Here is a 19,318-nt window from a genome sequence, read left to right on the forward strand (position 1 = left end):
AGGCAGGAACAGATAGATTTCTAACTGCCTATGTCTGAGGATAAAGACCCACAAAACGAACAGGAAAGCCAACAAGACAGAATCGCTGCGGCTAAACGCAAGGTGATGGATTTGTTAGCGGCCCGTGATCATTCTGAGCAAGAGCTTAGAAGTAAATTGCGGGGGAAATTCGCAGACGAGCATGGCAGCGAAGAAGCCATCGATGAAGCAATCTCTTTTGCCAATGAGAAAAATTGGTTGGGTGATCCTTCGGAATACGCTGCACGCCTGGCAGATACGCTTCACCGCCGCAACAAAGGTATCTGTTACATCAACAACTACCTTAAAGAAAAAGGCCTTCCTACTGTAGGGACTGATTCGGCGTTGGAGCTTGAAAAAGCGATGGCCATTGTGACGAATAAATTTACTGAAGATTATAAGTTTTCTCGAGAGGAAAAGGCACGCGTGGGACGCTTGCTGACTTCAAGAGGATTTGATACCGAGACCGTTAGAAAGGTTATCTATGAAAAGCTCTGAGATCAGAAATGCTTTTATTAAATACTTTGAGAAGAATGGACATAAGGCCGTAGCCTCTTCTTCTCTTATTCCAGAGAACGATCCTACTTTGCTCTTTGCAAATGCAGGGATGAATCAATTCAAAAATACTTTCTTGGGTCTTGAAAAACGTGATTACTCCCGCGCCGTCAGCTCGCAAAAATGCGTTCGTGCCGGTGGTAAGCATAATGACTTGGAAAACGTCGGTTTCACAGCTCGTCACCATACGTTTTTTGAAATGCTGGGTAACTTTTCATTCGGGGATTACTTTAAAAAAGACGCGATTCACTTTGCCTGGGAGTTTTTGACCAAAGATCTGGCGATCCCGAAAGAAAAACTTTATGTGACAGTTCATATCTCTGACGATGAAGCGGCAGATATCTGGCACAACCAGGAAGGCATCCCTCGCGATCGCATCTTCCGTTTCGACAAAGATAACTTCTGGAAAATGGGCGACACGGGTCCTTGCGGTCCTTGTACCGAGATCTTTTACGATCACGGCCCTGAAGCTGGTAAAATTGCAGATCCATTCAAAGGCATCGAAGCTGGTGAAGACCGCTTTGTTGAAATCTGGAACTTGGTATTCATGCAGTACTTCGAAAACCCTCCAGGAACTTTGACTCCGCTTCCAAAACCATCTGTGGATACAGGTGCCGGTCTTGAGCGTGTGACGGCAGCAATGCAGGGTAAGTTCAATAACTACGATACAGATTTATTCCTGCCGATGATTGAGCTTGCTTGCAAAATCGGCGGCGTGAAATACGTCACAGATAAAAAAGTTTTGGCAACGGATGCAAAAGCTGCAGAAACAACTTCTGCTCTTCGCGTTTTGGCTGACCACTGCCGTTCGACTTCATTCTTGATCGCAGATGGCGCATTGCCATCCAATGAAGGCCGTGGTTACGTTCTTCGCCGTATCATGAGACGCGCCATCCGTTACGGACGCAAACTGTCTGCTGATAAGTCTTTCTTGCCTGGTATGGCGGAAGCTTTGATCGACAATATGGGTAAAGTTTATCCAGAACTTTCCACTCGTCGCGATCACATCCTGAACACAATCCGTGACGAAGAAGATCGCTTCTTGGCGACTTTGGATAAGGGGACTGAAATTCTGACAGCAGAATTGACTAAAGCCAAAGCTGCTGGCGTTAAAGAGCTTTCTGGTGAAGTTGTATTCCGTATGTACGACACTTATGGCTTCCCTGCCGATCTGACTCGCGTCATCGCAAATGAGAACGGTATCGAAGTGAACGAAGACGCTTTCGAAAAAGAGATGGAAGCAAATCGCGCAAAATCCAAAGCTTCATGGAAAGGAAAATCCATGGGAGCTGATGAAGCTCACATGATCAAGTTTGCAAAAGATTATTTGCAGGCTGGTAAATCCGTTAAGTTCTTGGGTTACGATGGCACTATCGGTGATGGTACGGTGATGGCGCTTTCCAACGGCCAAGCTGTTGTCAGCGAACTTAAAACTGGCGAAACAGGTCTTATCATCCTGGATGCAACGTCATTCTATGGTGAGGGCGGTGGTCAATCTGGTGATGTCGGTTACATCATGCAAGACACCAACCGTGCGCGCGTCGTAAATACTACGAAAATCGATGATATTATTCTTCATCATGTTGAAGTTGAACATGGGTCCTTTAAGACGGGTGCAAAAGTTGTCAGCGGTGTTGATGCAGTTGAAAGAAGAAACACAGCAAGCAATCACTCCGCGACTCACTTGCTGCATGCAGCCCTTCGTAAAGTTTTGGGCGTGCACGTGACGCAAGCGGGTTCATTGGTAGATGCTGATAAAACTCGTTTTGACTTTACTCATAATAAACCGGTCAGCACGGAAGAGATCCGCAAGATCGAAGACATGGTAAACGAACAAATCGCTCGCGGCCTTGAAGTAAAAACTGAATTGATGCCACACAAGCAAGCGATTGAAAAAGGTGCTATGGCATTGTTCGGTGAAAAATACGCTAACGATGTTCGCGTTCTAACAATGGGTGATTTCTCGTGCGAGCTTTGCGGTGGTACTCACGTTAAGAACACTGCGAACATCCGCTTGTTCAAAATCGTTTCCGAATCAGGCGTAAGCTCTGGCGTACGTCGCGTGGAAGCGATCACGGGTGACGCTGCAGTTAAATATGCGATGAGCTCAATCGCCCATTTGGACGAGGCTTTGGCAGCTGCTGGTTTGCAAAAATCTGCGCACTACTTAAAGCACTTGGAAGTGACTGGCGAAAAAGCTACTTTGGCAAATCGCGTAGAATCGATCAAAGAACAAGTCAAAACTCTTGAGAAAGAAATCAAGAAACTTCAAGGTGGCCAAGTGAACGTGGATGACCTTGCTGGCAAAGCCATGGCATTCAAATCTAAATCTGGCGTCGCTGCGAAACTGGTTTTGGCAGACGTTCCGATGGATGACCGTGAAGTATTGGCGAAAGTGACTGACGACCTTAAAAACAAAATCCAGTCTGGAATTGTTGTGGTTGTCGGCCAAGGCGACGGCTCGAACCCAATTATCGTTTCTGTTTCTAAAGATCTAACCGGCGACCACAAAGCCGGAGACGTTCTGAAAGAGGTCGCAGCCATCATGGGCGGCAAAGGCGGCGGTCGTCCCGACTTCGCCCAAGGCGCAGCTCCGGATCGCTCAAAAATCGGTGACGCCTTCACCAAAGTACGCAGCACCCTGGGTCTGTAAAGGTACGGCCTTACCTGAAAAGGTAGGCCCTTACCTGGAATCACATCAAATTTTAAAAAAATTAAAAAGGCCGGTGCGATTTGCACTGGCCTTTTTAGTTTTCACAATATTAAAAGTCTCGCCGGTAAGTCCGTACCTTTTCAGGTAAGGCCGTACCTTATTCGCAAAGTAGGCCGTGGAAGTTTTTTTGGATGTAGGCCACAAGGCCGCGGAAGGATTGCGCCTGATCGCCGCAGATGTCTTTGAAACCTCTGCCACAGGAATCATAGCTTTCGCCCAGATTCATTTTTTGATCACCAATCACCAGGCTTGCGTAACCTGGGGAGTAGACTTGTGCGCATTGCAAAGATGGATCAACGGATTTTCCGCAGATATTGCTAGATTTCAAATAGCTCTGCAACTCTGCGATTTCTGCTGCTGGCAAACAAGACTCTTCAAGCACTTGTTCATTTGCTCCAATCAAAGCAATACGCCCTGTCGCAGAGTCGACGGAAAGCACGCCTCCGCTAACGGGAATTTCCAGTGCAGAAATTTTCTGAGATTCATCGGCATCAGAACCGCTGCCAACCGATGGGGTCACGATGTGTGAACTAGTGCTTGGAAAATCAGACTGCGAAAGATTCGCCTGACTGCAGTTTTGAAATCCCAATATGAGACACCCGGCAAGAATAACTAACCAGCCTCTATTCATCACAATCCCCCGTTCATGACTCTTCGGTAAGCGTGGTAAGAAACTTGACCTTGGTACGGTCGAATTCCTTGTGTTCTCACAATGGAGCATTTCAAATCGCATATATTGCGCAATGCATTTGCATTGCTAGACCAAAGACCGTGAAATAGCCTCGTTCAAGTCAACTCATACGAATAAACAACTAAGGAGACATCCATGAAAAAACTTATCGTCGCAGCTCTTGTTCTTGCTGGTTCTACTGCATTCGCTGATTCAACTGTTTTGAAATGTTCTGCACCTTCTAAAGGTAAAGCTGCAACTATCAATGTAACTTTGGGCGACGACACTTCTGTTGATTTCCTGACTATGGAAGTTTCAGAAAAAACTGGCTCTTCAACTTTCTTTGCTCAATTGGATAAAGGCACTGTAGCGAACCAAATGAAACAAGGTTACCTACAAATGTTGGCTTTGACTGAAAAGTCTGCTCAAACTGAAGACGGCGTTATCAGAAACACTGGTTTCTTCGGCGTTTCTTCTGACAACAAAGGCGCATCTTTCTCTGGCTTCATGGCTGCTAACGGCAACATCTACCCAGTTTCTTGCACTAAGTAATTAGATAAGAAAATCAGAATGAAAAAGGGAGCCACGCGCTCCCTTTTTTTTGCAAAAAAAAGGCTCCTACCGAAGCAGGAGCCTTCATCAAATCAGGAAATTGAAACTGATTTGATTAGAAATCTAGACGAAGATTAGCGTATGCAGTTTCGATCTTGCGATCAGATTCTACAACCGGACCGATACCTGTCGGCGTGTAGTCATAGTCTTGCAACATATAACCAACACGGAACGCCAGATTTTGTGTGAATTTTTTTGTTACATACAAGTGATAACCATTCCCGTGAGTGCTGTAGAACTGAGTCAAATCTTCAGCTGCAGTTGCATAGTAGAATGAGTTTTCAGAACCATTCACCCACTCACCACCAAAGATCCAAGTTCCCAGACGGTAACGAGTTGAAAGCAAGAATGTGCTGCCGCTTTCAGAACCATCATCAGAAGACATACCGAAACCTGTGCCCGGCACACCACTCATCAATCTACCATTAGATTTCAGAGTACTCGCAAGGTAGCTCAAAGAAAGATCCCAACCTGTATGAGCAATACCATTTAACTCCCAAGCCAGAGTCGTACCACCTACAGATAGAGTCAGGTTACTGTCCATACCTGGCGTTGTACCAACGCTCACCCATGCCGGATTCGCGTAATAAAGATCAGACGTTTGGAAATTCAAAAGCGTCAATCCCATACCGTCTGCCCAGCTCATGTTGTTGATGCTGTAGTCAGCCATCAAACCATAACCTGTAGAACTAGTTGGAAGAGCGCTGCCATTTTGCTTAGTTGGAGCAGTGATGTATGCCCCATTTGCACCAGCATAGTACTGAGCAAACGGAGTATATAATGCACGAAGCGCCAATGAATGCCCTTCAGGCATATATTGATCCATTTTATAAGATACGCCCATACCGTCCAAGACAGAGTCGTAAGACAACATTGGGTAAGTACCCATACGTGCGCGACCATCTTTATAGTTTTGCGGTTGACCGTCTACAGTAGGCAAGCGACCGATAAAGAAAGTTAGGCCCGTGTCAGGTACAGTCATGTCAATATAAGCTTTTTCCAAAACTACATGTGAACTTTGGTAGCTGTTAGACGCTTGAAGGTCATCAGAAACTGGAAGACCAGACAAACCCTGTTGATAGAAAGAGTTAAAGTTTTTGGATGTCGTCAAGCGAGAATAGAACTTAATGTTCTTAGAAACGTTTGCATCGACATTGAACTGAAACTTCATACGAAGGTAAGTCAAATCTTTGTTATCAAAAGTCGACGGCTGGCCCAAAACAGTCGCAGGCTGAGTTTGCTTTGCCGAGATAATATCATCAAAGCGAGTAATGAATGTGCCTGAGAAGTTCAGGATATTAAGAGACTGATTGGCTTCCAATTCCGAAACGCGCTCTTCAAGAGTAGCGGCTTGAACTGTTGGAACCATCAACATACCTGCGATGAATGCTGCTGAAATTTTTTTGAAATTGTTTTTCATGATGTTTTCCTTAGATGATTATTGACCAACAACGGCGCCAGAGTTTTCTTTCAGACATGGAACTTTGCAGCCATCCACATCCACTTTGTCACCCGGAACACAGGACAAGAATAAGTTCTTTACTTGTCTTAAAGCCTCATCATTTGCCAAGTCTTTGCTGCAGGCTTTTTTTACCGCGGCTTGGACTTGTTCCACTTTTCCTTCGGCCATCGCATAATGACCTGAAAGAAATGATACGATTGCAAGAGTCGACACGACCCATTTCGACATACATCCTCCAATTAGGTGTTCTAATTACAAATATGAGCGTGAAACTGTCTCACAAATGCGTCAACGTCTCTTAACAGCTTTTGACGAACGTCAAGTTAGGAGCTGGACTAAGGTTTGGAGATCTCCAGACTTTCATCTGTAAACTCCAGATTTTTACAAGACCAAAGTCGTTAAACAACAAGGTTTCTTGAAGAAATGTGTTAAAAATTCGGTCAAGTTTATTACTACCAAATCCGATTTATATACTGAATATCCGCTAAGGAGCCAGAAGTGTTCAAGAGAATCGGCATCGGAAAGTCCCTGCTTTTGTATGTTTTCGCGTCAGCATCCTTTGTCCTCATTGTTGGGTGTGCATTCTTCTATACCAGCCAGCAAGCGTTGAATGCTTTGGGGAAAGCGAGTGAATTCGGTATTTCATCTTTATCGATTCAAAACAAACTTATTAAATCGATGGCGTTGGTTCATTCCAACATTCTGCCTCTGGCAGCAGATACAGACAAAGATTCACGCGATATTCGAGTCGAAATCGTAGGTGGTTTTATTAAAGAGCTCAAATCGCTACGTGATAAATGTGGTGATAACTGTAAGTCTATCGATGAAGATCTCGCAAAATATGAGGCAACCTGGAAAGACATTCAGGGTTCTCTGGCAAAAAACGACTTGCCGACATCCGCCAACAAAATCCTGAACAATCTAAACCCAATGGCCGAGAAAATTTTTGATAAGTTGGATAAGGCTGCAACTGAGACAGATAAAATGACAGCATCACTTCTTGCTGACGCAGAAAAAGATGCCATGAACAAAAAGAAACTACTACTGGGCATGATCTGCACACTGGTTGTTTCAGTGATCGGCCTAGGTTTCATGTTCCAAAAGCGTCTGGTCAGCGCTCTTAAATCTGTAGTTGAGCGCGTTCATCACTCGGTTGTGGAAACGACATCCAAGTCACAAAGTATTTCTGAATCCAACGTGAAGCTTTCCCAGTCTTCTACGACACAAGCGGCATCTATTGAAGAGACCGTGGCATCTTTAGAAGAAATGTCCAGCATGATTCAAAGAAATGCCGAAGGTGCTGCAACAGCCGCACAACTTTCCACAGAAAGTACCAAAGCTGCGACAGATGGTGGTCAGGAAATCGAACGTTTGATCACTTATATGAAAGAGATCTATTCGGGCTCGAAAAAAATCGAAGAGATCATTTCTGTTATCGATGATATCGCATTCCAAACAAATCTTTTGGCCCTGAATGCGGCGGTTGAAGCTGCACGCGCGGGGGAACAAGGCAAAGGATTTGCAGTTGTTGCTGATGCCGTTAGAACTCTAGCGCAAAGATCTGCCAATTCTGCAAAAGAGATCAGTGGTCTCATCAAAGAAAGCGTCGCACAGGCAGAACGAGGAACTAAAGTAGCCGACAACTCAGGTGCGGCTTTGACGAAGATCATTAGTTCCATTGAAAAAGTATCCGCACTCAATGGAGAAATCTCAGAGGCATGCCAACAGCAGGCTTTGGGAATCAAACAGCTTAGCCAAGCAATGAGCGAGATTGATAAAACGACTCAAACAAATGCTGCCGTCGCGGAAGACCTTTCTCAATCCTCCAGCATTTTGCTGGGCGAAGCGGAATCTTTAAGTGCCGCAACGGATGAACTTAACTTGATGCTTCAAGGCCGCAAAAAAGCTGGCTGGGACGAAGAAAAATCCGCAGCCTAATCCCGTAAACCTTGTCAGTGACTCCGATTTGATCTTTAATTTCTAGGTCAACATCGGAGCTCTCATGAAATCGTTCCCCGCATCGAAACTCTTGCTAGCCGCTCTATTGCTTGCTGGCTGCAAAAGCTCCTCTTTTCAGAAGGAGTTGAAATCCATGTCACAACCAGAACAAGATCCGTATCTTTGGCTCGAGGAAGTTGAGGGCGAAAAAGCCCTTGATTTCGCAAAGTCCGAAAACGAAGTGACGATCAAACATTTCAAATCGAATCCAGATTTTAAAAATATCGAAGCTGATTACCGCAAAATCTTTTTCGCTAAAGACCGCGTTCCTGCTGTCACGATGACAAATGGGGAACTTTATAACTTTTGGCAGGACGAGAAAAACTTGCGCGGTGTTTGGAGAAAAACATCTGTAGCCAGCTATCAAACTGCAAATCCGAAATGGGACGTCATTTTAGATCTGGATGCGGTTTCTAAAACGGAAAATGAAAACTGGGTATGGAAAGGCGCAAGCTTCCTCAGACCAGGTTATGATCGCGTCTTGCTCCACCTTTCCCGCGGAGGTAAAGATGCCGTGGTTGTTCGCGAATTCGATCTGAAAACAAAGTCCTTCGTTACAGATGGCTTCTTCATTCCTGAATCAAAAACAAACGCTTCTTGGAAAGACCAAGATACTTTATTTGTCGGCACTGATTGGGGCCCGGGCTCGATGACGACTTCAGGTTATCCACGCATCGTAAAAACGTGGAAACGAGGCACTCCACTGACTGCCGCTGAAACATTGGCGGAAGCAAACACCACAGATATGTCTGCGTACGCTTACACTTTGTATGACGAAAGCAAACCGTTTTACTTCCATCAAATCCGTAAAGGCTTTTACTCCACTAAATTATGGTATCACGACAAATCAGGAAAAGCCGTACTGGTTCCGAAGCCAGATGATGCTGAAAGCTGGAATCTTTTTAAAGGCAATCTTATGATTGAACTTCGCTCTGACTATAAGGGCATGAAAGCAGGTACATTGCTTGCGATTCCACTCAACAGTTTAGAATTGGGCGAAAAAGCTTGGAGTCAGGCACAAGTCGTCTTTGCTCCCACAGATAAACGTTTCATCGAGGGCGGATGCAACACCAAAAGCCACATGATTATGGTTGTTTCCAACAATGTTCTTACCCAGATGGAGAAAGTCACATTCACTCCGCCAAATATTTGGAAATCGGAACCGATTGCATTGGGTAACAATGGGATGGCGTCATGTTATGACGGAGATGATGAATCCGATATCTATCTTGCGACATACACGGATTTCTTAACACCAACTTCGTATTATATGGCAAGTGCGTCTGATCCGAAGAATAAGTTCACTTTGTTGAAACAAGCATCGAAACGTTTTGATTCTTCTTCACTGACGACATCCCGATTTGAAGCGACCAGCAAAGATGGAACTAAAATTCCTTATTTCGTGGTTCACAAGAAAGATCTGAAAATGGACGGCAGCCATCCTACTTTGCAGTACGGCTACGGCGGATTTCAACAGTCCATGACACCTTCGTATCTTGGAGCCTTTGGAAAAGTGTGGGCAGAAAAAGGCGGTGTTTACGTTCTGACAAATTTGCGTGGCGGCGGAGAGTTTGGTCCAAAATGGCATCAAGCTGTATTGAAGGAAAACCGCTACAAAGTTTACGAAGACAATGTCGCTATTTCTGAAGACTTAATCGCTCGCGGCTTTACTTCACCAGAACATCTGGCAATTTCCGGTGGATCCAATGGTGGACTATTGGTGGGCGCTACCGTAACTCTTCGTCCTGATTTGTACAAAGCAGCTGTCATCGGCGTGCCCTTGTTGGATATGCTTCGCTATCACAAGTTATTGGCAGGAGCGAGCTGGATGGACGAGTACGGAAATCCCGACGATCCAGAAATGCGCAAAGCAATTTTGAAATACTCTCCGTATCAGAAGTTAAGCCCGACCGCCAAGTATCCTGAAGTGTTTGTTATGACGAGTACGAAAGACGACCGTGTTCACCCAGGGCACGCTCGTAAATTCGTAGCGCGCATGAAAGAACAAAAGCATCCGGTTTATTACTATGAAAATACCGAAGGCGGTCACGCAGGAAATGCGAACATCGAGCAAAGTATTTTGTGGGAATCTCTAAAAACCACTTACTTGTGGGAAAAGCTAAAATAGAAATAAAAAAGGCGGGTTCTTCCCGCCTTTTTTATCTCAACTGCACCGGGCGACGATCGACTTGAAATACACATTCCGAAATCACTCCCCCCATCGTCACTGACATAATATAAAGCCCTGAAAGCTCCATACCGATGGTTCGATCCGTAAGTTCCACTTGATCCATATTCCCAATCTGTCCTTGATACTCGATACGCAAACGTCCCGCTGACGGAGAGTTTTCTGCGACTTCTACGGAGCCACGACTGTGAGTCACGCGAACGATCTTTTCATAAGCATCGTTGCGAATCTGCGCTTTGATAATCAACGCTTTTCCCAAAGACCCATGAAAGCCAAACCAAGTAAAGTAAGCATCTTGAACGTTGAGTGCTCCGCAGTCCCCCGCTCGCGCAACGATACCTGTTCCCGTATCATTCACGGGAGAAGCTAAAGCTATAGATTGAAAAAACAAGAAAGCTAAGAGCGGGATAAGATATTTTGATAACTTCATAGATCCTCAGTTGCGGGAGTGAAATTATCATCAATTCAAAAGGCTCCCCAATTACAGGGTATTCATTACGCTCATATAAACACCGGAGTCCGCAGGGAGTTTAGATGGAGCATAATCAAAAAAAAAGGGAGCCAAAGGCTCCCTTTCTTGCTCTGGTCCAGATTCGGACACTCCAAATTTTAACGTTTAGAGTATTGGAATCTACGACGAGCGCCGGCTTTACCGTATTTTTTACGCTCAACCATACGAGGGTCACGAGTGATGAATCCAGCTTTCTTAAGAGTTCCTTTGAACTCTGGGTTGAAAGCGATCAATGCACGAGTGATACCCAAACGGATCGCACCAGCTTGTCCAGACTCACCACCACCTGCTACAGTGATGTTTGCGTCGAACTTACCGATTTGGTTCAAAAGATCCAAAGGCTGTACGATAACCATGCGAGATTGCATACGGCTAAGGTAATCTTCAGATTTTTTACCGTTGATAGTGATAGTGCCTTTACCAGGCTTCAAGAAAACACGTGCTGATGACGTTTTTCTTCTTCCAGTTGCATAAAAGAATTTTTCTGCTGCTGCCATATTCTATCCTCTCCAATTACTTCTTAGTTGGAAGTGTTAGAAGTTCTGGTTTTTGAGCTGCATGAGGGTGCTCTGCGCCAGTGTAAGTTTTCATTTTCATGATGATATGACGAGATAGCTTATTTGTTGGAAGCATACCGCGAACAGCTTCGTGAATGATGAAAGTTGAATCTTTCTCTTTCGCTTGAGCTGCTGTCATTTCTTTCATTGAACCAAAGAAACGGCTGTGACGGTAGTACGTTTTGTCATCCCATTTAGTTCCAGAAAGTTCCATCTTGTCCGTGTTGATCACGATAACGAAGTCACCAGTGTCTACGTTCGGAGTGTAGATAGCTTTGTTTTTACCACGAAGAATAGTAGCGATACGAGTTGCAACACGACCAACTTTTTGGTCAGCGGCATCAACGATCCACCATTTTCTTTCAACTTCTTCTGCTTTTGCATTGAAAGTTTTCATTTGAGAGTCTCCAGTTTTCTTTTTGAATACTTGGGTTTACCGTCCAGGCATTCGGCAAATATGATGTTTGAGTTTAACAACGGGCTCTTACACTATGTTTGCGGGAAGGGATGTTTTAAAGTTCTAGGCACCTATTGTCAAGGTCCTTGGGATAATAAACTCGCATCAGGTACAGGCCCTGAGCGGGAGCTGGGGGACCGGCCTTAGCACGATCCTTAGCATCGATGATTTCCTTCATATTCTCAGCACTTAGCCCTTGTCGCTCTAAAAGCAAAGAGGTGCCGACGATGTTGCGAACCATCTGCTTCAGAAATCCAGAGCCGGTTACCGTGAACTGCAAAAGCCCTGGTTTACGCCATTCCCAGTCCGCCTGATAGATCTCGCGAATGGTGTCTTTGACCGGGGTTCCGACCGACTGAAAGCTCTTAAAGTCTTGATTTCCCAAGAGAAACTTAGAACTAGCCTGCAAATGCTCGATATTAATTGGCAACCGCTCCCACCCCGCATGGCGATTCATGTGGGCACTCGGGCGAGGCGTATTCAGCATCAGATATCTATATGTCTTATGAGTGGCTGAAATAGTGGCGTGGAAATCATCGGGCGCAATCCACGCCTTTTTCACCACGATTCCCGGAGGCAACTGGGAATTAAGGGCCCAGCAAAGATCCCACTTCTTAGCGGGATCCAACTTACGGGAAGTCGTAAAGTGGCAGACCTGATTCAGGGCATGAACCCCGGCATCCGTGCGACCTGAAGCAAACAAATGAATTGGCTCATTAAAGATGCGCGACAAAGCTTTCTCAATCACTTGCGCCACAGAAACCTGATCTTCGGGCTTCTGTTTTTGCCAGCCACAGTAACCTGTGCCGTCGTAAGAGACTGTGAATTTAACTTTGGTCTTTTGATCCATGGAGAGCGGGTTTATCACAGAAAAAGGTGCCAGGCACCTTTTGCTTCACTCCCGGCGTCACGAGAGGCAGATTTTTCAAGACGAGCGCGACTTGCGAAAGCAAGGAGCCCTCCCCCGAACCCGCGACTTGCGAAGCAAGGAGCCCAAACTCCGGACGCCAATGAGGCTGGTCAAAAACGGGAAGATGCAAGGCGCGAGGAGGAAGGCGTACTACCCGTACGCCGACGACGAGCAACGCCGTCAGCTTCCCGTTTTTCACCGGCCGACGTCAGTAGTCTACGGAGACTCCGGCGGTTATTACATTTGATTTGAAGTCGACATCTTCACTGAAAGATTTTAGATAACGATAATCTAAAGTCACCCAAAGGTTGGTGACACCATATTCAGAGCGAAGCGTGAAGGCTGTGTCGCGATCCATGGCGCCGATGTTGATCAGTAAGCCTCCACCACCGAATGCAGCGGGAGTTCCGACCATGTTCGTGTTTTTTCCGTCATCGCGATATTCAACAACCGGGATGTAAGAGCCGCCGCCAGAGATATAAGGCGCGAAGACCTGGCGATCCATATATTGGAAACGATATGCAAGGCCTAAATTTAATGGAATAGCTACGAAAGTATATTCCTCACGAGCTTTGTCACCGGCTTGAGGAGTTCCACCGCTGGGATTTGATTCAGCGAAGCGACCGTTGCCGTTGGCCATCATCAGATTGAAGCCCGCTTGGACTTTCAAGTTCTGGGAGATTTTCAAAGGCTGCCATTCGTATTCAAAAGCTAAAACCGGAACTGTAGGACCGGAATACATTGTTTCAAAAGTTGTAACACCGTCAGCAGCTTTGATGATCGGAGCATCCATCGCACCAAAACGGAAAGAGCCGGTGGATTTAACTTCGCCTTTGTCTTTTGTTTTATAAACGTATGTGCCGTCTTTTTCGATGCGAATCAAACCAACAGCCGCTTGAGGATGATGGATGTATTCAACTCCACCTGATGGGGATTTACGAACCACTTCGTTACTGTAAACCACTGGAGCTGGCTTCACGTTAACGGGTTCTTCGATCGGCGCATCACTGGATGGAATTTCATTATTAGGTGCTGCGATAGCTGGGGCTTCGTCTTCCAAAATCAAATCATCAGGAAGTGAAGAACCCGCCTCAGGAACATCTTTGTTCAAATCAACTGTATTGGGAGCCTGTGGAGGGGTGGCGATTGGTTCGCCACCACTTTGCAGGATTTCATTTTCGATACTTAAAGCGTCGTCCGTTTCAGATTGCAATGGATCGGCTGAGGCCGCTGGTGGAGCCTCGAATTCGCTTTCTTCAACGAATGGTGGCTCTTTGGGTGCTGATTCTTTTGTCTGGGCATTTGCTGTATGAAAGATGGAAACAGCAAGCAAGGCAACTAGGACCAACCATAACGATTTCATAGTTCACCTCGAACGTTTTGTCCCAAGATCAAGCGACGGTACAAGCCCCAAATCGTCAAGCCGCCGAAAACTGTGATTGCTAGTGCGAACCAGAATCCCAATGCTACACTTAATCGAGCAAAGAATAATAGCGGCCACAAAACTCCGCGAACGGCGATTTTGGCTGTTTCACTTTGCGAGATCATGGCTGCGTATTTTGGACTGTATTTATAGTAAGTCTTAACAAACTTTTGACCCCAAGAATAAGGAATCAAATATTTATTTCTGAACTCGCGGAAACTTTGCACCTCAGGTGCCATGTCGCTACCGAAAGCCGCGGTTGCAATGAAGCAGTGTTTATCATCAAGCAATCCCACAACAGGCTCGGGAGTTGCGCACAAAGTAGTTGGGTCCACCGTGGTTGGCGTGAAGTAATAAATATTTCCCGCCAAGTCACGATTCGCCATAACCGCACAATAAGTTTTGCCGTTTGTAAGACCCGTCAAACGATCATCCACATCTGGGGGAAACGTCGTGGAAGAGACTGGCATAATGGACGTTGGGGAAGCATTCGTAATTCTTCCAACAGTCGTCGCGGGATTATTACCGTCCGCAGGAATTTGTTCCTCGTAAAAGAAAACCAAGTCTCTGAAATCAATTCCTGTCGAACTTACCGGATATCCATCAGATACGATCGGATCGGTATACATTTTTGAATCACCGGGAAACGCCGTGAAATTACAAAAACCTGTATTCGCAGTTGCAGTCGTTCCCACAGGACAATCAGTGTAGTACTGAGTGGTCGTTGCTGAAGTAATAACATGCAAAGTTGCGGAAACTGTCGTCGTCGTCGTTCCCGATCCAGTAATCGTAACCACCAAATCCGAATCCACATTGTTCGAGCAATCCTGCACGCCATTTGCAGATTTCAAACAAATCTGCGACCACAACATTTTCACCGTCAACGTACTGCCGGAAATATAAGGAGCTGTATTCAAGCTGACAGAATTATCATCGATTTTTACAGTCACTGTGCCGTTCGTTGGAAGAGAAACGTCAGCGGTTAAAGTCAGAGTCAGAATCAAGTTCGGATAAGCAGCGTTTTGATTGCAAGGAGTCAGACCCGAACCCGTACAGCTGTTGCAAGTAGAGTTTCCATCCCCTGTACAAGTTCCCGCAAAACCACCATAGATAACTGGCTTCGAAGGAGTGGTCGTAAGATCGTAATATGAAGCTCCACCGATTGTGACCGATGTAAATGAGGCAGCCATCGCAACCGATGACACGAATAAGGATGTGGCAAACAAAGCGGAAAGCTTCAACAGACGCATATCTCTATCGAACCACTGGACGAGCCGTTAGTCAAAACAACCAGCCCATCCAGACCTTCGTCGGTTCAATCAGAATGAGTTAGTAAAACGAACTAGAAGAACAGCTGCTCAGCTATCTGTATGCCGTTAAGGGCGGCGCCTTTGCGGATATTGTCAGATACCACCCACATCATCCACAGCTTGGAATCTTCTGGATCGCGGTGGATGCGGCCGACATAAACCGGGTCTTTGCCAGACACTTCTCGCGCCAATGGATAAACGCTTCTTTTGGGATCGTCTTGAACGACGATGCCTTGATGGGAAGCTAAAGCATCCGTGATCGCTTCGCGTGTCGTATCTTTTTTCAAAGTCACCCAAACAGACTCACTGTGAGCATTCAAAGCAGGGATACGAACGGTGAAAGCAGATACTTTCAATTGCGGCAGTCCCAAAATCTTGCGGGTCTCTTTCATGATTTTGACTTCTTCGCTGCAGAAGCCTTCATCATTGAAAGAACCAATTTGTGGAATGCAATTGAACAAAATTGTATGAGGGAATGTTTTTGGCTCGTGAGTCGCTTGAGTCGCTTTGGAAGTTTGCTCCATCAACTCGTCATAGCCACCTTGGCCGGCACCACTCACCGCTTGATAAGTGCTGACTCGCACTTCGTCCAAGCCGAATTTTTCCGACAAAGGTTTCAATGCAACCACCAATTGAATGGTTGAGCAGTTGGGGTTTGCGATAACTTGCGGTTTTGAATCCTTGTTCAACAGATGACCATTCACTTCAGGAACGATCAAAACTGTGTTCGGATCCATGCGGAAGGCCGCCGAATTATCGACGGCAAAAGCACCAGCTTTAACAGCCTTCGGTGCCCACTCGGCGGAAATATCATCGCCAGAAGAAAAGAAAACAAGATCAAGACCTTCGAAACAGCCCTCTTTTAAAATCTGACAAGGCCACTGCTGACCTTGCAATTCGATTTTTTTACCAAGGGAGTTTTCAGAAGCAAACGGGCGAAGTTCCGCAATCGGGAACTCACGCTCTGCAAGAAGTGTCATGAACGTTTGGCCAACCATTCCGGTCGCGCCAACGACGCCTACTTTAAGTTTTCTTTTCATCTTTCTTGATCTCTTCCTCTTCCTCAAGCTCTTCGACTAAATCACTTTCATGTACCGCTGCCGGCGCATAAACGGATGGTCTGATCTTGCGGATGTTTTTACCTAATCTGAAGACACCGAACACTGCACCCAGTGCTGCATAGCCCATGAACAGGACAAACAACATAACTTCTGGACGAAGAGCGACGATCACAAGAACGCCGACCCCTAAAATCAAATAACGGAACGGCAAACGCTCTTTCAAATCCAAATCTTTAAAGCTGCGGAAACGGAAATTTGAAACCATCACCAGCGCCAATAAGATCGCCATTACCAACAGACCGTAGTTGCCAGATGGTTCTAATCCCAAGTCTTTGATTGCCAAAACAGAAGAAGCCACGATACCCGCAGCCATCGGAATTGGTAGACCTTGGAAGTAATTTTTCTCGACCACGTTTGCTTGTACGTTAAAGCGAGCCAAGCGCAAAGCTCCGCAAGCTACGAAAAGGAAACATGCAACCCATCCTAAACGACCGAATGGTTGCAATGCCCACAAGAACAACAACACACCTGGTGCCATACCAAAGCTGACAAGGTCACAAAGTGAATCGTATTCCGCACCGAACTTACTTGTTGAGCGAGTCAAACGCGCCAAACGACCATCTAATTGGTCGAATACAGCTGCGACGACGATAGCGTAAGCAGCCCATTCAAAGTTTCCTTTGATGGATTGAATAACTGCAAAGAAACCTGAGAACAGATTTCCAGTCGTCATCAAATTTGGAAGGATATAAATGTACATGTGCATGCGCTGAGCGCGTGCTTCTTCAGTATCTAAATGCGAATTTGCGGTATGTTCGTTTGCCATGTATCGGTTTTAGCCGACTTAAGCGAAAAATCCAAAGAAATAAAAGAGGATAGACAGTCCAACGGCACTCATCAACGGCAACGTCAGGTTGTCATCGAGCTTTCCGATTGGAATCAACTCTGCAAATGCGCCCACAAGACCGGCAAGCAAGCTGACCACGATCACGCGATCCGTTAGATAGTTGTGATATAACAAGAAAGCCAAAGTCAGAGCGGCACAAACAAAGAATGCAGCCATGAAACCTTGGATGGATTTATGACCAAAGATTTTGTCCTTGCCGTACAAAATTCCAAAATAGCTCGCAATGGGATCTGCGAAAGCCAAGAACAACAACGTTAGAGCCACGATAGGGCGCGGGAAAATAACGTAAACGATCAGAACACCTGACAACAAGAACGTTGTCCCAGCGAGTTTTTTTACTTCACTTTGGCGCATGATGGGTTTGAAAGCGTGAACTGCGAAATCGTTTAAGACTGCGTAACGGTGGCGCAAGAAATCAAAAGGAACGAACAACAACCAACCGATGACCAACAAAGAGAATGAAACTTCCTTAGGTAGATACACGTACGCCAAGAACATGGCGAACACAGCCGACATATGCCAAATTTTTCGAGCATAATGGATGTCCGAGCGCTTCTTAAGATCGACCAAGTTAAAGAATCCTTCTGTAATCATTCGAGCTCAACTTAAAGGCTCAACGGAGCAAGATCAATTTAAATGATACTACTCTAGCCGCTCGCATCAACCTTATGATTTGCCTCAATTAATGTAAATCAAAGAGGCATTTTTATGTGTCAAATTTCAGGTTTTAGGAACTTGCGGATGACGAAGTAGGAAGAGGCTTCAACATGAGGCCTACTCCCCCACAGATTATCCAAAGCAGTCCGCACCCCACCATCACCGCGCGAATGGAGGTCATTTGAATCAACCATGGAGACGCTAAAGTACAAATCAATGTACCCAATGATTCCAAGGCCATGCGCAGACGAAACACTTTTGTAAGATCAGAAACAGGAAACTTTCTTTGCATCAGATCAATGTAGGCGAGGTCATTCAAAGGACCCATGAATCCAGTGAAAATAGAGGCAGCCGCAATCCATGCGACTGTGGGAGCAAAACCAACCGCAGCAATTCCCACTCCCCACAAAATATATCCGCCATACATCAAAAATAACAACCGATGACCCGCACGAGAGCGATTACCGAAGTACAGTGCGCCCGTTAGATTTCCCACCCCATAAGAAGCCATGACCAGGCCAAACATGCGCGCATCCCCGCCCGACACTTGATGCACTAATAATGCAAAGCCCACGATGATTGATAAATTCCATGCACCGGCGGTCAACGCTCGTGAAATAAAAACATACATCATGCCCGAATGGCCTTGAATCAAACGAAAGCCTCCCATAACCGCTTCCGCAAATCCGGTGCGGGCTTTGGGTGGAGGGACATGTTCTGGTAAATATTTTTTAAGTGAGCGCACTGACAGCGCAGAAATTAAAAAGGTCAGCGCATCGATCGTAAAGAAATGAATCATGGGGACTACGGCTGCGAGCAAACCCACAACTGCAGGGCCGACCATTCGCGCACCACGAATTGTCGTTCCCATCAATCCGTTGGTGGACTGAAGAGTTTCAATGTCCTTTGCCAGAAGTGGAATTGTGGCTTGAGTAGCAGGATCAAAAAATGCGCTGAGTGCTGATAGCACCAAAGCCATCACAATTAAAAGTGTGAGCGGCACGGGAATAAAAAAAGAAATAAACACGGGAATGAGCACCAGCACCATGCGAATCAAATCTACTCGGAACATGGTTTGTTGCGGATTCCACCGATCGGCCCACTTTCCACCAACAAAACTTAGCAACATCAACGAAGCTGTCTGTCCTGCCGCCAGATAACCTGTGTTAGAACCCATCAGATTCACCGCAAACCAAGTTAAACCGACGCGGTAAATTTCATCACCGATGGATGAAAAGGCCTGCCCTATCCAAAGACGTTGTAACTGTGGTTGCTTCAGGGCCTTGATCATTAAAAACTTTCTTACTGT

General features: G+C 45.8%; 18 protein-coding genes. 5 read left to right on the forward strand and 13 right to left on the reverse strand.

Annotated elements, in window-relative coordinates; genetic code table 11:
* Window positions 1-30 precede the first annotated feature (30 nt).
* Together ACLSU7_RS09750 and alaS are read left to right on the forward strand one after the other, a co-directional pair.
* Window positions 31-516, forward strand: a complete 486-nt coding sequence (locus tag ACLSU7_RS09750; protein ID WP_413291692.1) for a regulatory protein RecX — start codon at window positions 31-33, stop codon at window positions 514-516.
* Window positions 503-3,226, forward strand: a complete 2,724-nt coding sequence (gene alaS, locus ACLSU7_RS09755; RefSeq protein ID WP_413291693.1) for an alanine--tRNA ligase — start codon at window positions 503-505, stop codon at window positions 3,224-3,226. Before ACLSU7_RS09750 ends, alaS begins: the two co-directional genes overlap by 14 nt.
* Before the next feature lie 157 nt (window positions 3,227-3,383).
* Here the strand turns inward: alaS and ACLSU7_RS09760 are convergent, their stop codons facing one another.
* Window positions 3,384-3,875, reverse strand: a complete 492-nt coding sequence (locus ACLSU7_RS09760) for a hypothetical protein (RefSeq protein ID WP_413291695.1) — start codon at window positions 3,873-3,875, stop codon at window positions 3,384-3,386.
* A gap of 237 nt (window positions 3,876-4,112) precedes the next feature.
* Here ACLSU7_RS09760 and ACLSU7_RS09765 point away from each other — a divergent pair, with 237 nt between their 5' ends.
* The gene (locus ACLSU7_RS09765; RefSeq protein WP_413291696.1) at window positions 4,113-4,508 is read left to right on the forward strand and encodes a hypothetical protein; all 396 of its coding nucleotides are present in this window, start codon (window positions 4,113-4,115) and stop codon (window positions 4,506-4,508) included.
* 115 nt (window positions 4,509-4,623) lie between these two features.
* On the opposite strand, the gene ACLSU7_RS09770 is transcribed toward ACLSU7_RS09765, so the two are convergent.
* Together ACLSU7_RS09770 and ACLSU7_RS09775 are read right to left on the reverse strand one after the other, a co-directional pair.
* Entirely contained in the window at window positions 4,624-5,988 is a 1,365-nt protein-coding gene (locus ACLSU7_RS09770; RefSeq protein ID WP_413291697.1) for a DUF3373 family protein, read from the reverse strand.
* Window positions 5,989-6,006: 18 nt separating this feature from the next.
* Window positions 6,007-6,258, reverse strand: a complete 252-nt coding sequence (locus tag ACLSU7_RS09775) for a hypothetical protein (protein ID WP_413291698.1) — start codon at window positions 6,256-6,258, stop codon at window positions 6,007-6,009.
* 1,047 nt (window positions 6,259-7,305) lie between these two features.
* On the opposite strand from ACLSU7_RS09775, the gene ACLSU7_RS09780 reads away from it, so the two are divergent.
* Both ACLSU7_RS09780 and ACLSU7_RS09785 read left to right on the forward strand, forming a co-directional pair.
* Window positions 7,306-7,968, forward strand: a complete 663-nt coding sequence (locus tag ACLSU7_RS09780; RefSeq protein ID WP_413295398.1) for a methyl-accepting chemotaxis protein — start codon at window positions 7,306-7,308, stop codon at window positions 7,966-7,968.
* A 64-nt stretch (window positions 7,969-8,032) separates the two neighbouring features.
* Entirely contained in the window at window positions 8,033-10,156 is a 2,124-nt protein-coding gene (locus tag ACLSU7_RS09785) for a prolyl oligopeptidase family serine peptidase (protein WP_413291699.1), read from the forward strand.
* A gap of 31 nt (window positions 10,157-10,187) precedes the next feature.
* Here ACLSU7_RS09785 and ACLSU7_RS09790 read toward each other — a convergent pair whose 3' ends face one another.
* The 10 genes from ACLSU7_RS09790 to ACLSU7_RS09835 all read right to left on the reverse strand — a co-directional run bounded on the left by ACLSU7_RS09790 (window position 10,188) and on the right by ACLSU7_RS09835 (window position 19,300).
* Window positions 10,188-10,646 (reverse strand): hypothetical protein, encoded by a 459-nt coding sequence (locus ACLSU7_RS09790; protein WP_413291700.1) that lies wholly within the window; start codon window positions 10,644-10,646, stop codon window positions 10,188-10,190.
* Between the two features lie 179 nt (window positions 10,647-10,825).
* The gene (gene rpsI / locus ACLSU7_RS09795) at window positions 10,826-11,224 is read right to left on the reverse strand and encodes a 30S ribosomal protein S9 (protein WP_142698819.1); all 399 of its coding nucleotides are present in this window, start codon (window positions 11,222-11,224) and stop codon (window positions 10,826-10,828) included.
* Window positions 11,225-11,240: 16 nt separating this feature from the next.
* Window positions 11,241-11,681: a 50S ribosomal protein L13 gene (gene rplM, locus ACLSU7_RS09800; protein WP_413291701.1), complete on the reverse strand. Its 441-nt coding sequence runs from the start codon at window positions 11,679-11,681 to the stop codon at window positions 11,241-11,243.
* 115 nt (window positions 11,682-11,796) lie between these two features.
* Entirely contained in the window at window positions 11,797-12,591 is a 795-nt protein-coding gene (truA, locus tag ACLSU7_RS09805; protein ID WP_413291702.1) for a tRNA pseudouridine(38-40) synthase TruA, read from the reverse strand.
* Window positions 12,592-12,859: 268 nt separating this feature from the next.
* Window positions 12,860-14,014 (reverse strand): autotransporter outer membrane beta-barrel domain-containing protein, encoded by a 1,155-nt coding sequence (locus tag ACLSU7_RS09810; protein WP_413291704.1) that lies wholly within the window; start codon window positions 14,012-14,014, stop codon window positions 12,860-12,862.
* Window positions 14,011-15,324: a CFI-box-CTERM domain-containing protein gene (locus ACLSU7_RS09815; RefSeq protein WP_413291705.1), complete on the reverse strand. Its 1,314-nt coding sequence runs from the start codon at window positions 15,322-15,324 to the stop codon at window positions 14,011-14,013. The genes ACLSU7_RS09810 and ACLSU7_RS09815 overlap by 4 nt, the downstream gene beginning before the upstream one ends.
* A 92-nt stretch (window positions 15,325-15,416) precedes the next feature.
* Window positions 15,417-16,424: an aspartate-semialdehyde dehydrogenase gene (locus ACLSU7_RS09820; protein WP_413291707.1), complete on the reverse strand. Its 1,008-nt coding sequence runs from the start codon at window positions 16,422-16,424 to the stop codon at window positions 15,417-15,419.
* Entirely contained in the window at window positions 16,408-17,271 is an 864-nt protein-coding gene (gene pssA, locus ACLSU7_RS09825) for a CDP-diacylglycerol--serine O-phosphatidyltransferase (protein ID WP_142698810.1), read from the reverse strand. Before pssA ends, ACLSU7_RS09820 begins: the two co-directional genes overlap by 17 nt.
* Before the next feature lie 18 nt (window positions 17,272-17,289).
* Entirely contained in the window at window positions 17,290-17,946 is a 657-nt protein-coding gene (locus ACLSU7_RS09830; RefSeq protein ID WP_413291708.1) for a diacylglycerol/polyprenol kinase family protein, read from the reverse strand.
* A gap of 133 nt (window positions 17,947-18,079) precedes the next feature.
* Window positions 18,080-19,300: an MFS transporter gene (locus ACLSU7_RS09835; RefSeq protein ID WP_413291709.1), complete on the reverse strand. Its 1,221-nt coding sequence runs from the start codon at window positions 19,298-19,300 to the stop codon at window positions 18,080-18,082.
* Window positions 19,301-19,318: the final 18 nt, after the last annotated feature.

The organism is Bdellovibrio sp. HCB185ZH (genome assembly GCF_047302455.1).
Classification (GTDB): Bacteria; Bdellovibrionota; Bdellovibrionia; order Bdellovibrionales; family Bdellovibrionaceae; genus Bdellovibrio.

Coding starts and splice junctions, on each gene's coding strand:
- alaS (WP_413291693.1), top strand. CDS start 503: ATGAAAAGCTCTGAGATCAGAAATGCTTTTATTAAATACTTTGAGAAG.
- rpsI (WP_142698819.1), bottom strand. CDS start 11,224: ATGGCAGCAGCAGAAAAATTCTTTTATGCAACTGGAAGAAGAAAAACG.
- ACLSU7_RS09785 (WP_413291699.1), top strand. CDS start 8,033: ATGAAATCGTTCCCCGCATCGAAACTCTTGCTAGCCGCTCTATTGCTT.
- truA (WP_413291702.1), bottom strand. CDS start 12,591: ATGGATCAAAAGACCAAAGTTAAATTCACAGTCTCTTACGACGGCACA.
- rplM (WP_413291701.1), bottom strand. CDS start 11,681: ATGAAAACTTTCAATGCAAAAGCAGAAGAAGTTGAAAGAAAATGGTGG.
- ACLSU7_RS09835 (WP_413291709.1), bottom strand. CDS start 19,300: ATGATCAAGGCCCTGAAGCAACCACAGTTACAACGTCTTTGGATAGGG.
- ACLSU7_RS09765 (WP_413291696.1), top strand. CDS start 4,113: ATGAAAAAACTTATCGTCGCAGCTCTTGTTCTTGCTGGTTCTACTGCA.
- ACLSU7_RS09750 (WP_413291692.1), top strand. CDS start 31: ATGTCTGAGGATAAAGACCCACAAAACGAACAGGAAAGCCAACAAGAC.
- ACLSU7_RS09780 (WP_413295398.1), top strand. CDS start 7,306: ATGATTCAAAGAAATGCCGAAGGTGCTGCAACAGCCGCACAACTTTCC.
- pssA (WP_142698810.1), bottom strand. CDS start 17,271: ATGGCAAACGAACATACCGCAAATTCGCATTTAGATACTGAAGAAGCA.
- ACLSU7_RS09770 (WP_413291697.1), bottom strand. CDS start 5,988: ATGAAAAACAATTTCAAAAAAATTTCAGCAGCATTCATCGCAGGTATG.
- ACLSU7_RS09790 (WP_413291700.1), bottom strand. CDS start 10,646: ATGAAGTTATCAAAATATCTTATCCCGCTCTTAGCTTTCTTGTTTTTT.
- ACLSU7_RS09775 (WP_413291698.1), bottom strand. CDS start 6,258: ATGTCGAAATGGGTCGTGTCGACTCTTGCAATCGTATCATTTCTTTCA.
- ACLSU7_RS09815 (WP_413291705.1), bottom strand. CDS start 15,324: ATGCGTCTGTTGAAGCTTTCCGCTTTGTTTGCCACATCCTTATTCGTG.
- ACLSU7_RS09820 (WP_413291707.1), bottom strand. CDS start 16,424: ATGAAAAGAAAACTTAAAGTAGGCGTCGTTGGCGCGACCGGAATGGTT.
- ACLSU7_RS09830 (WP_413291708.1), bottom strand. CDS start 17,946: ATGATTACAGAAGGATTCTTTAACTTGGTCGATCTTAAGAAGCGCTCG.
- ACLSU7_RS09810 (WP_413291704.1), bottom strand. CDS start 14,014: ATGAAATCGTTATGGTTGGTCCTAGTTGCCTTGCTTGCTGTTTCCATC.